The following is a 12,395-nucleotide window of genomic DNA, read 5'->3' on the forward strand; positions in this document are numbered from 1 at the left end:
AAATAATTACAAAAAAGTGATTGAATCGTTAAATAATTACTCAACGATTGCTAAAATATCCGACTGAGATACTATAATGTAGTCTTCGTCTTCAAGTGTTACGTCTGTTCCGGAATATTTTGAATAAATTACGATGTCGCCGACCTTAACCTGCATCTTAACTTCTTCTCCGTCAACGATTCCGCCCGGGCCTACTGCAACAACTTCTGCCTGCTGTGGCTTTTCTTTAGCTTCTCCCGTTAATATAATACCTGATTTTGTTTTTTCTTCTTCCTTAATAGCTTTTAATACAACTTTATCTCCAAGTGGTGTAAGTTTCATGGTAAGCCTCCCTATTCGATTATTAGCACTCTATAAAATTGAGTGCTATTTATTTATTAGTGAATTTAACACTTATAATATTACATGTCAAGGAATTTCTAAAATGTTCCACAATTATAATATTATTTATATTTAGTTTATAAATCCATCTTAAATCCCCAGTTATCAACAACCTGGTTTGACCATATCACTTCGTTGTTAAATACCTGTATAAATCCGTTTTTGTCATAGAATCTTCTGTTTATTTCTTTGTTTGTAATAAGTGTGAGACACTTTGCATTTTTTCTTCTTAAGAACGGAAGCACGGCCTGCTGCATCATTTTACTTCCGACGCTTTGTCCCTGCATTGCGGGAGAAACCGCAAATTGATCGAGATGCCAATGTTCTTCTCCGATTACACTTTCAAATGCCTCGGTAGTTTCGTCAAGGAATTTATTAAATGCAATTGCTTTTTTTATTCCGAGTATACTTATTACCTTTGTTCCTCCGTATAAAATATCCTTTAAAACGGAGGACCTTTTGTGATTAGGCGGCAACAGCAGTGCAAAAGCGGCAATTTTCCCATGTATCTCTCTTACAATATATGTCGCTTTGCCGAAATTGGATTTTATATATACGTTCATAAGAGCATATACGAGATTTTCGTACGCTTTTTCCGATTCACAGTCCTCTCTCAATACCCTGAATAACGGATAATCTGAAAATGACTCATAATTGAGTCTTACCAATTCTTCTAAGTCCGATTTTTCTGCCTTTCTGTACATGTGCACCTCCTGTCAGTATTCATCGTTTTACATAATATATCAAAGCCTACCTTATACCTCTGGCAAACGCAAATAAATATTGTTGAGCATAGCCGCCCAGACTTCCGAATTTATCCTTTGAAAAATCAAACAAGTATTCTTTTGATTTTTCCTCTCCGTTAAAATAAACTTGTTCAAGAACTCGTTTCATCCATACATCAATCGGAAATGAATCTCTTTTCCCCAGAGAAAAAAGCATCACACAATTTGCAACCTTATTACCCACTCCCCTGATGATACAAAGTTTCTTTTCACATTCCGCGGTATCCGCCTGTCTGAGCTCTTCTTCGTTGATTTCACCGCTGTTGAATTTTGATACGGCGTCTACGATATACGGTGCTCTGAATCCCGTTTTCAACTCTCTGAGTTCCTCTTCCGTAACCTTATCCATCGTCCTCGCATCCGGAAAATTATATATGTTGTCAATGTATGAAAATGACTTGCTTCCCCATTTTTCGGATATATCATTTACAAGTTTTTTTATTCTGGGAATTTGGTTGTTTTGGGAAATAATAAAAGAAATCAATGTTTCAAAAAAATCCTGATTAAGCAGACGAATGCCGCTGTTTTTTTCGATTATATCCCTCAGTTCCGGACTTGCATCACCGATTTCCTTTTTAATGCTTTTATAATCCCTGTCCAAATCAAAATATTCCTTCCAGATGCTGTTATATTCATCAACGGTAGTGTCATGGAATATCAAATCACCGTTTTTTTGTTCTATTTTTAATCCCCTGTTAAATGATGAAATTAGATATGTATAATTATTGTCTGATTCCTCTGTATTCAAAAAATGGAAACACTGTCCGCATTCCAATGTTTCCTTTAAATCAAAATCTTCTATGTTTTTAATAATTATATTGTTATCTAATGATATCACTTCAGGATTATATCCTTTGTCATTCATTAAATTTCTCCGATTACCAGCTTATCACTTCACAACCGTCTTCCGTTACAAGAACCTGTACTTCCCACTGTGCAGAATCTCTGCCGTCCTCAGTGTGAACTTCCCAGCCGTTTCTCCTGTCCGTGTATACCCCTGCCATTCCCGCATTAATCATCGGCTCGATGGTGAACATAAGTCCCGGTACAAGCATCATTCCCGTTCCCTTTCTTATTACATACGAAACGAACGGATCTTCATGAAATTCCAGTCCCACACCGTGTCCTCCGATTTCTCTTACTATGGAAAATCCGTTGGCATATGCATGCTTCTGAATAACATCCGCAATATCGCCTAAGAATCCCCATGGCTTAACAGCCTTTATACCGAGGTCAACACATTCCTTAGTTACTTCTACCAGTTTTCTTCTTTCATCGGAAACTTCGCCGATCATAAACATTCTTGAAGAATCACTGAAATATCCGTCAAGTATTGTAGAGGCATCCACATTGATGATATCCCCTTCATTTAACACTTGACTGCTTGACGGTATACCGTGACATACAACATCGTTAACGGAAGTACATACGGATTTCGGAAATCCTTCATAATTAAGAGGTGCGGGAACAGCTCCTCTTTTTACGGTCTCCGTATATACCATCTGATCAATCTCTTCAGTTGTAATTCCGGGCTTTATATGCTCCGCTACATAATCAAGCACTGCAACATTTACTTCAGCGCTCTTCTTTATCATCTCAACCTGATAAGGAGTTTTAAGCAGATTGTGTCCCGGTACTCTTATATGCTTTTTTCTGTATCCGTCTAACTTTCTGTCAAATGCCGCATGACAATCTTTATAGGCTAAGCCGCTGCCACACCAGCACTCGTCTGTCGGCTTTAATCTTCTCATTATTTAAACGCCCCCATAATTGCAGGAACCATCTGCTTCTTTCTTGAAACAACACCCGGAAGATAAACAGCATCTCCGTTTGCTTCAACTTCAAAGCCGTCTGTCATAACATCAATGGCTCCTTCTCCTGCACAAACCACTGTTGAACTTTCATTTATAATATCCGTAATCATAAGAAATGCCATATCGCAGCCTGAAGCCTTTATTCCTTCTCCCATAAAGTCTGAAACCTTCTTATGTATGTCTTCAATCTCATCGGAGTTAATCGTACTTACCTGAGCAACAGTAATTACTTTCTCTCCCATTTCGAACTTTTTACAATCTATATTGAAGATTTCTTCAGCGGATTTCTCACATAAATTGCTTCCTGCTTTAAACATTTCCTTTGCGTATACTTCCGGATCGATTCCGGCTATTGCAGCCAATTCCTTGCCCGCAATCTTATCGGCTTCCGTACATGTAGGAGAACGGAACAATAAAGTATCGGAAAGAATTGCCGATACCATAAGACCCGCCATTTCCCTGCTTATTTCAATACCGTTTTCTTTATACATCTGATATACAATCGTTCCCGTACAACTAACAGGCTGAACTCTCATAAACAACGGAGTAGCTGTAACAAGACCTCCGAGTCTGTGATGATCGATAATCTCCAAGACTTCGGCATTCTCTATTCCGTCAACGGTTTGAGACTTCTCGTTATGGTCAACAAGTATAACCTTATCACCTTCCTCAAGAGCGCCTTCAATTAAAGCAGGCTCCGGCATATTGAAATAATCGAGAACGAATTTGGTTTCATCACTTACGTTTCCGAGCCTCATGGCTGCATATTTGTCCGTATTTTCAAGTTTGTTTTTAAAATTAGTATATGTAATTGACGAACATATTGAATCCGTATCCGGGTTCTTGTGTCCTGTTACCAAAATCTTATCACTGTACTTTCCCATATGTTTCAGTCCTCTCATTACCCGTAACTGCCTCTATGGGCGTTACGTTGTCTTCATTACGTGAAGTTTTTTTATTGTTAGTATACTTAATTGTTTTAATAGGATAATGTATCTTATTCTTCTTTTTAAGCTTAAGCTCCGAAGGCTTTGCACCCCTGTCAAGCGCTTTCTGAATAATCCTTCTTCTTTCTTTTAATCTCTTTTGCTCCTGTTTTTTGAGCTTCTTGGCATATTTTAAAATCTTGTTTCTTGCGTCCTCATCATCTCCGAAGAAGTCTTCTTCAATGAAGGAACCGTTAATAATACTGAGCAACAGGCCCTTGTTTTTATTTGCGCCGAATCTGTTATAAACCCAGAATGCGGCGTCTACAATTCGTTTTATCGGTCTGCTTTTATCCTTTATAACTTTATCAACTATGCTTCCGCCCGTTGTTGTCTCAACCTTACCCTTAATTGCCGCAATAAGGTCATTATTGCATTTTATGGAAACTCCTTCCGGAAATTGGGTAAACCCCCTTCCCACCGACGCCTCAACATGTGCGTCCGAACCTCCTGTCGCAAGCTTGTCGTAATATGAAGCAAAAGCTTCTGCCTGCAGGTTATATATAGGGTTAATAGTACTGTTGTAAGTCTCTATGAAATCAAACTTCTTCGGAAAATTCTTATGATCTTTACCGAAATATGTATTGCCGTATGCCCAAGGTCCCGGCATAAACGGATGCGCACATCCTATTATACCTCCTTTACCGTGAACCTCTTTTTCAAGCTGATCAATGGTAAGACCTTTAATTTGCAAAAAATCCGATTTTACATCATCGGGCATTATCACAAGAATATGACCCGCATTTCTTGTATCATACTCTATGCCCTTTAAGATTACAAAATCATCCGGTATAGGGAAAATATCTTTATTATCGTAATAATGATAATAACCTTTGTAAGAGTCATGATCCGTTACGACCATCCCCGTAAATCCCTTTTCTTTAAGAATTGATGCATATTGCGATAAAGGTACATGCGCATCGAATGAACCTTCTCTCGAATGGCAATGCATATCAAATAACTCTCTCGACATAACAAAATCTCCATCAATCTCTTAAAATAAATAATGGGTTATGAAACGTAAATTAACAACCAAAATTGTAACACTGTCCATAACCCATTTATTCTAATATATTTAATTAATTTAGTAAATTGAATAATAATCCAATTTTTAAGTAATTATGCATTTTGAAGTCCGCTTCCTATTGTTTTCCGAATATTTCTGTTAAGAGTCTTCATAAACATAAAGCTCATAAACAGCGCAAACGCCTCAGAAACAGGTAAAGCACACCATACCAAAATAAGATTACCCGTAAGCGCAAACACTATGGAAAGCGGAATAAGGATTGCAAATTGTCTCAACAAAATACATATAAGGCTGTGCATCGGATTACCGATAGACTGGAACATGGTTGAATTAATGGTATCTATTCCCGCCATTACAAAACCTATGGACATTATCCTGATTGCCGGAATTCCGATTGCGGTTACTTCCGGTGTGGCATTAAAAATTGAGTATAACTGAGCCGGGAATAACTGGCATACCACTGTACATACAACCGTTACAATAGCCACAAATATAATACTTATTCTATATACCTGCTTTATTCTGTCAAGCTTTTTAGCCCCGTAATTATAGCTTAAAATCGGTACAATTCCCGCATTAAGTCCAAAAACAGGCATATATACAATACTGACCAGTTTAAAGTAAACGCCGTATGCGGTTATGGCATTTTCCGAGAACCGAATTAGGATTTGGTTCATCACAAGAACAACAATCGATGTAATTGCGTTAAGTATAATTGATGAAATACCTATTTTAAGTATTTCTCCCATTTCCTTAAATCTGAATGAAAATACCTGTCTGATGCTGAGCGTAACCTCTTTGTTATATACAAGGTTTAAAATCAGAGCAATTATTGCTGAAGCAATCTGACCTATAACCGTTGCGATTGCCGCACCGGTTACACCCATTTCAGGGAAAGGACCGTATCCGAATATCATTAAAGGATCAAGGATAATGTTTATAACGGCGCCCGTTGCCTGGGAAACCATGCTCAGCTTTGTTCTTCCCGTCGCCATAAGTATTCTTTCAAGAATTATTTCAATAAAAATGGCGATACTTCCGATCATTACTATCGAAAGATATTCTACACCGTAATCCACAACTTCCCTGAATTCCGTCTGGAATGAAAAGAATGGTTCACAGATAAAGAACGCTAAAACCAGGAATATTAAATATCCGAGTATCGAAAGCATTATTCCCGTATTGGCAATACTGCTCGCTTTTTTCTTTTTATTTTGTCCTAAATATCGTGCAACAAGCGCATTTGTTCCGACGCCGAAACCTACCGCAAATGATATAAATAAATTCTGTATCGGGAACGCCAGTGACAGCGCACGAAGCGGCATATCACCGTAACTTCCAACAAAAGCCGAATCAACTATGTTATACAGCGCCTGAACTATCATTGATATAATGACCGGAAGCGAAATGCTGAACACCAGTTTATTAACCGGCATTATACCAAGCCTATCCGACGCATTATTTTCCCTATCCAATTGTTACCTCCGTTCTTCTTAACTCTTTTTATAAATCTGTTCATAAGCTTTTCTTCCAACTTATAGAATATTTGATATAGGAATACCGCAGCAACAGCCAATGCCGCCACCCATATAATCTGCCATATTTCAAGAGGATGAATCTCAAATAACTTAGGAAGAATAATCATGCCTCCTATGGTGCAGAATATTGTGAGACACCATATAAATAATCTGTATTTGCTAAACGGCGTACATATTTTATAGAGCATTAACACTCCTACAAACAGAAGCAACAAAATTGACATTGTGGAACTCTGATTGAATTCTATATTCAATATCTTCGCCAACACGGTAACCACCGAAACTATTACAAAATTGGTTAAACCTGCCGGCAGTGCCTTACGCAAAATCGTCTTTAGGAAATTACCCTTTATCAATTCATTGTTAGGTTCAAACGAAAGGAAAAATCCCGGTATTCCGATTGTAACCAGACTCAAATAGGACATTTGAGTAGGATAAATCGGAGTCGCACTTCCTATTATCATAACCAGAATGGCTGTAAGGAATGAATAAATATTCTTATTGAGAAACAGCGATGCGGAACGCTGTATGTTGTTAACCACCTGTCTTCCCTCTGAAACCACGGACTCCATTCTTGAAAAGTCTGCGTCCAGTAAAACGATCTGAGAAACCTTGCTTACCACGTCCGATCCCTCTCCGATTGCAATGGAACAGTCGGCTTTCTTAAGGGCAAGCACATCGTTTACACCGTCTCCGGTCATGGCTACGACTTTTTCATCAAGCTGCAGCGCCTCAACTATCTTTCTCTTTTGTGAAGGCGCCACACGTCCGAATACGGTGTATTTTCTTACGGCGCGATATATATCTGCGTCTGTTTCCAATGTTGACGCGTCAACGTATTCATCCGCATTTTTTATCCTTACTTTTTTGGCTACGGACGCCACGGTTGCGGGATTATCGCCTGAAATGACCTTAACTTCCACGCCCTGTTCCTGAAAAAACTTTATGGTTTTTTTTGCGGATTTTCTGACAGGATTTGTAAGCAATACCAACCCCAAAGGAATAACCGGATTTGCAATAGGCTTGCCGTCTTCCACTTTTCCGTCTTCTTTGGAAATATACCCGAAAAGAAGAACTCTGTTTCCGATGTTCATGTAACCCTTTATCTGCTCTTCATATTCGGAATATTTGTCAAGCAGCAGCTTTTCGGGAGCGCCTAATATAAATGTACCTTCCGCAAACTCCACGGCGGAATATTTGACAACCGATGAAAACGGAAACAGCCTGACCGCTCTGCTCTTGTGATTTTTTCCGAATGTCTTCTTTAATGTGGCCATCGTAACATTGTCATTTGACATTTCACCCACAAAATCCTCAAGCATCTGTGTAAGCGTAGGCTGATTAGGATTGGTATCATCGTATCCGTCAAGAGGTACAAGCGCTTCAAACGCCATTTCGTTTTCCGTAAGTGTACCTGTTTTATCGAGACATAATACATTTACTCTGGCAAGAGTCTCAACACTCGCCATCTCCTGCACCAATACTTTCTGCACGCCGAGTTTGGCAACGCTGGCCGTTAAAGCAATACTTGTAAGGAGATATAATCCTTCCGGAATCATACCTACGAGAGATGCGACAACGCTGTTTATTGTTTGCACATAGTCGAACCTGAGGACAAACATGTCAAGCAAAAACATTATTACACCTATAGGTACCATAAAAATACTTATAAGCTTAATAAGCTTTGAAAGAGAGTTCATCATTTCCGTGCTGCTCTTTCCCTTACTTGCCTTAGCTTCTCTTGTTAATCTGTTAACATATGAATGCTCACCCACATCCGTGAGCTCTGCCCTACATGTTCCGGATATAACAAAACTGCCCGACAAAAGCTTATCTCCGGGCTTTTTAATTATTTCATCGGATTCACCCGTTACCAGCGCTTCGTTTACTTTTATTTCTCCGTAAGAAACCACAGCATCGGCACTTATCTGATCCCCTGTCGTAAATTCACATATATCTCCTTTAACAAGAGATTCGGTTTCTATCCGTTGTAATTTACCGTCTCTTATTACATTAGAATGGGGAGCCGTTAAAACCGAAAGATTGTCAAGTATTCTCTTGGAATTAAGTTCCTGTACTATTCCTATTACGGTATTGACAATAACAACTATGATAAATGTCAAATTGTTAAATGATCCGGTTGTGATTACCAATATCGCAAAAAAGAAGAACAGAATGTTAAATGCCGTGAGCAGGTTACTTCTCACAATCTGCCCGACTGTTTTGGATGTGTTTTTTTCTGTCGCATTGGACATTCCGGAAGCCGCTCTTCTGTTGGCTTCCGCAGTTGTTAGTCCTATATTATGGTCTGTCATATTGATGCACCTCAAAATAGTAAAACAAAGAGTAACTGTCAACAAAACAGCTACTCCCCATAATTTTAACAAACAACAACATATAAATTCCGGATATTCTCATACAAATATGATTATATCTTTAAATTCCATATCAATAATACTTACTACTGTTAAGTATTGAAACATATACTAACATAGAAGAAAATATTATGCAATAAAAAACACTTTGATAGTAAATGTAATTTCTTAACGGGAATATCGGGTATTATTATAACTTAAAAGAACTCTTAAGAGATACTATTCTGTTAAATACAGGTTGACCTTCTTTTGAATCTTTAAGATCGCATACAAAATATCCGTTTCTTACAAATTGAAATCTGTCTTCAGCCTTTGCATTCATAAGTTCCGGTTCAAGCATTGCATTATTAATTACTATAAGTGAATCCTTATTAACATTGATGCTTCCGTCTTCGGCAAAGACACCTTTTTCTTCATCTATTATATTGTCATATAATCTGATTTCCGCACTCTTTGCATGTTTTGCGCTTACCCAATGAATAGTTCCCTTAACCTTTCTTCCGTCCGGAGAATTTCCTCCTTTTGACTCAGAATCATACGTACAGTGAATAAGAGTTATATTGCCGTTTTCATCCTTTTCAATATCCGTGCATGTAACTAAATATGCGTTCATCAGTCTTACTTCATTACCCGGATACAATCTGAAATATTTCTTCGGAGGCTCCTCCATGAAGTCCTCTCTTTCTATATATATCTCTCTTGAAAAAGGTACGCTTCTCTCTCCCAGCTCTTCATTTTCAATGTTGTTAGGGATTGTAAGCATTTCCTCTTTATCTTCCGGATAGTTATCAATAACCACCTTTACGGGATCAAATATTGCCATCATACGATTGCATTTCGGTTTGAGGTCCTCTCTGATGCAAAACTCAAGCATCGGAAGCTCAACTTCGCCTTCCACCTTTGTTACACCCGCCAATTTTGTAAATTCCCTTATTGATTCCGGTGTATACCCACGTCTTCTGAGAGCGCTTATAGATACAAGTCTCGGATCGTCCCAGCCGTCAACGTCACCGTTTTCAACAAGTCTCTTTATATATCTTTTGCCGGTCACAACATTCTTAAGTCTCAATTTGGCAAATTCTATCTGCTGAGGTTTCTTCTCAAATCCCACTTCATTAACACACCAGTCATATAACGGTCTGTGATCCTCGAATTCCAAAGTACAAAGAGAGTGTGTAATGCATTCGAAAGCATCTTCAAGCGGATGAGCAAAGTCATACATCGGATAAATGCACCATTTGTCTCCTGTTCTGTGATGTGTAAGATGAGCTACCCTGTATATAACCGGATCTCTCATATTAATATTTGGCGATGCCATGTCAATTTTTGCACGAAGCACTTTTTCGCCGTCTGCGAACTCACCGTTTTTCATTCTCTCGAACAAATCAAGATTCTCTTCAACGGATCTGTTCCTGTACGGACTCTCTTTTCCCGGTTCCGTAAGCGTGCCTCTGTACTCTCTTATTTCTTCCGCCGTAAGATCGCAGACATATGCCTTGCCTTTTTTTATAAGTGTAACAGCGGCATCGTACATTTTTTCAAAATAATTTGACGCATATTTCACGTCTCCGTCAAATGTAACGCCAAGCCAGTTAATGTCACTTAATATTGCGTCCACATACTCATCCTTTTCTTTTCCGGGATTAGTATCGTCAAATCTTAAATTAAATGTGCCGTTATATTCCTGCGCAATTCCGTAATTAAGGAATATCGATTTCGCATGACCTATATGAAGATATCCGTTAGGTTCCGGAGGAAATCTCGTGATTATTTTGTCTGTTTTTCCTTCTTCAAGATCCTTATCTATGATTTGTTCAATAAAATTCTTGTATGTTGATTCTTCTTTTTCCATACCGTTCCTTCCGTTTAATTATCAATCAGGTCTTTACATACCTCATATACCCTTCTTGCCGAATTGTAACTTTCGTCTTTATTCATAACGACGGTTACCTCCGCATACTTTTCATAAAGTTCCTGTCGTTCTGCATATATTTCTTCTATTGTGGATTTTCCGTTTGATACCACTCCCCTGACAGACAGGTCTCCGAGTCTTCCGTTAAGGACCTTTACATCTGTCTTGAGATAAACTATATGCCCCATATCTTTAAAATGAGCCATTGCCGAAGCACCGTATACCGCGCTTCCCCCTGTGGCAATTACGGTTCTCTCCGTATTGATTGCGCAATTTGTTTTGTCCTCAAATTCAATAAAACGCTTATCACCCAATTCGTTAAGAATATCACCCAGCGGTTTATCCATAACTTCCTGCATTACAAGATCGGAATCCAAAAACTTATATCCCAGCCACTTTGCAAGCTGAACTCCTATTGTACTTTTACCGCTGCCGGGCATACCGATAAGTATAATATTGTTTTTTGATTTTTTCCCCTTATCCAAGTCAGTTTTCTTCCTTTTTGTCAGATTTCTCGTTTCCGTCTTCTTCGGCTGCCGCACTCTTAGATCTTCTGAGCTGCTCTTTAACTCTCATTGCCTGTTCCATAACCGAAAGCTCGTCAAGCCCGAATTCATATCTTTCTCCGCAGAACTGACATGTGGTTTCCACCGGCTTTCCTTCGTCTATAAGGCTCTTGAGTTCCTCTGAACCGAGACTTAAAAGCGCATCCGTAACCTTCTTTCTTGAGCAGTCACACTTAAAACGGGCAGGTATCTCTTCCACTATTTTATATTCAAGTCCCTTTAAAATCATGGCAAGTATGTCCTCAAGACTTTTTCCTTCTTCGATAAGTCCCGACACCGATGTAATATTTGCAATATTTACTTCTATTGTTCCTATTGTTTCATCCGTTGCATCGGGCATCATTTGAATAATAAATCCGGCTGAAGCTTTTACGGTATTGTCACTGTTGAGAGTAGTTCCAAGCCCCACCGCCGACGGAGTCTGCTCACTTGTTGCGAAATAATACGTAAGATCGTCGCCTATTTCGCTTGTTACAAGAATACAGTCGCCGATATAAGGTTCTTTAAGTCCCATATCCTTTGTTACACTTAAAACTCCGATACCTACAGCCTTTGCCACATCTATCTTTCCGTCTTCTTTAAGAGGAACAAAAACCTGCGGATTTGTAACATATCCCTTTACGTCGCCGTTAGGTTTCGCAGTCACAAGCATGTCTCCTATCGGTCCGTTTCCCTTTATTCTTATCGTAAGGATATCCTGCTCGTTTTTCATCATCGTACCCATCATGGCACCCGCCGTAAGCAATCTTCCTATAGCTACACCGGCTACGGGACTCATGTTATGTCTCTTAATTACTTCGTCAACTAATTCTTTTGTTTCAGCCAAATACACTCTTGCTTCGCCGTTGGCTGTTACTGCTTTTAGAATTCTGCTCATTATTTGCACCTCTTTTTCATTTTGGTAAAGACTTAAAATAATTTCACGCGTCTGTATACCATGTTTATCCGTTATAGTATAGCATAGAAAAAAAATATTTTAATATTTATATTTCCCTATAATTAAATAAATTC

General features: G+C 38.7%; 11 protein-coding genes. All 11 read right to left on the reverse strand.

What is annotated here, in order from left to right; translation table 11 throughout:
• Nucleotides 1-36: 36 nt before the first annotated feature.
• Entirely contained in the window at nt 37-321 is a 285-nt protein-coding gene (locus ACYQ1N_RS01665) for a co-chaperone GroES (RefSeq protein ID WP_459831965.1), read from the reverse strand.
• Between the two features lie 137 nt (nt 322-458).
• Nucleotides 459-1,085, reverse strand: a complete 627-nt coding sequence (locus ACYQ1N_RS01670) for a GNAT family N-acetyltransferase (protein WP_459831967.1) — start codon at nt 1,083-1,085, stop codon at nt 459-461.
• Between the two features lie 46 nt (nt 1,086-1,131).
• Nucleotides 1,132-2,031 carry a DNA-3-methyladenine glycosylase family protein gene (locus tag ACYQ1N_RS01675; protein ID WP_459831970.1) on the reverse strand — a complete coding sequence of 300 codons (900 nt, stop codon included), beginning with the start codon at nt 2,029-2,031 and terminating at the stop codon, nt 1,132-1,134.
• Between the two features lie 13 nt (nt 2,032-2,044).
• On the reverse strand, nt 2,045-2,917 hold the full coding sequence (locus tag ACYQ1N_RS01680) for a methionyl aminopeptidase (RefSeq protein ID WP_459831972.1): 873 nt from the start codon (nt 2,915-2,917) through the stop codon (nt 2,045-2,047).
• A complete protein-coding gene (locus tag ACYQ1N_RS01685) occupies nt 2,917-3,864 on the reverse strand; it encodes a putative manganese-dependent inorganic diphosphatase (RefSeq protein WP_459831975.1) in 948 nt (315 codons plus the stop codon). The genes ACYQ1N_RS01680 and ACYQ1N_RS01685 overlap by 1 nt, the downstream gene beginning before the upstream one ends.
• Nucleotides 3,848-4,939: a PHP-associated domain-containing protein gene (locus ACYQ1N_RS01690; protein ID WP_459831978.1), complete on the reverse strand. Its 1,092-nt coding sequence runs from the start codon at nt 4,937-4,939 to the stop codon at nt 3,848-3,850. The genes ACYQ1N_RS01685 and ACYQ1N_RS01690 overlap by 17 nt, the downstream gene beginning before the upstream one ends.
• 146 nt (nt 4,940-5,085) lie before the next feature.
• A complete protein-coding gene (locus tag ACYQ1N_RS01695) occupies nt 5,086-6,468 on the reverse strand; it encodes an MATE family efflux transporter (protein ID WP_459831980.1) in 1,383 nt (460 codons plus the stop codon).
• Nucleotides 6,429-8,846 (reverse strand): HAD-IC family P-type ATPase, encoded by a 2,418-nt coding sequence (locus tag ACYQ1N_RS01700; protein WP_459831983.1) that lies wholly within the window; start codon nt 8,844-8,846, stop codon nt 6,429-6,431. The genes ACYQ1N_RS01695 and ACYQ1N_RS01700 overlap by 40 nt, the downstream gene beginning before the upstream one ends.
• 250 nt (nt 8,847-9,096) lie before the next feature.
• Nucleotides 9,097-10,758: a glutamine--tRNA ligase/YqeY domain fusion protein gene (locus tag ACYQ1N_RS01705; protein ID WP_459831985.1), complete on the reverse strand. Its 1,662-nt coding sequence runs from the start codon at nt 10,756-10,758 to the stop codon at nt 9,097-9,099.
• A 14-nt stretch (nt 10,759-10,772) separates the two neighbouring features.
• Nucleotides 10,773-11,303: a shikimate kinase gene (locus ACYQ1N_RS01710; RefSeq protein ID WP_459831988.1), complete on the reverse strand. Its 531-nt coding sequence runs from the start codon at nt 11,301-11,303 to the stop codon at nt 10,773-10,775.
• A gap of 1 nt (nt 11,304) precedes the next feature.
• The gene (gene hslO, locus ACYQ1N_RS01715; RefSeq protein ID WP_459831991.1) at nt 11,305-12,261 is read right to left on the reverse strand and encodes an Hsp33 family molecular chaperone HslO; all 957 of its coding nucleotides are present in this window, start codon (nt 12,259-12,261) and stop codon (nt 11,305-11,307) included.
• Nucleotides 12,262-12,395: the final 134 nt, after the last annotated feature.

It is taken from the genome of Howardella ureilytica (assembly GCF_054657495.1).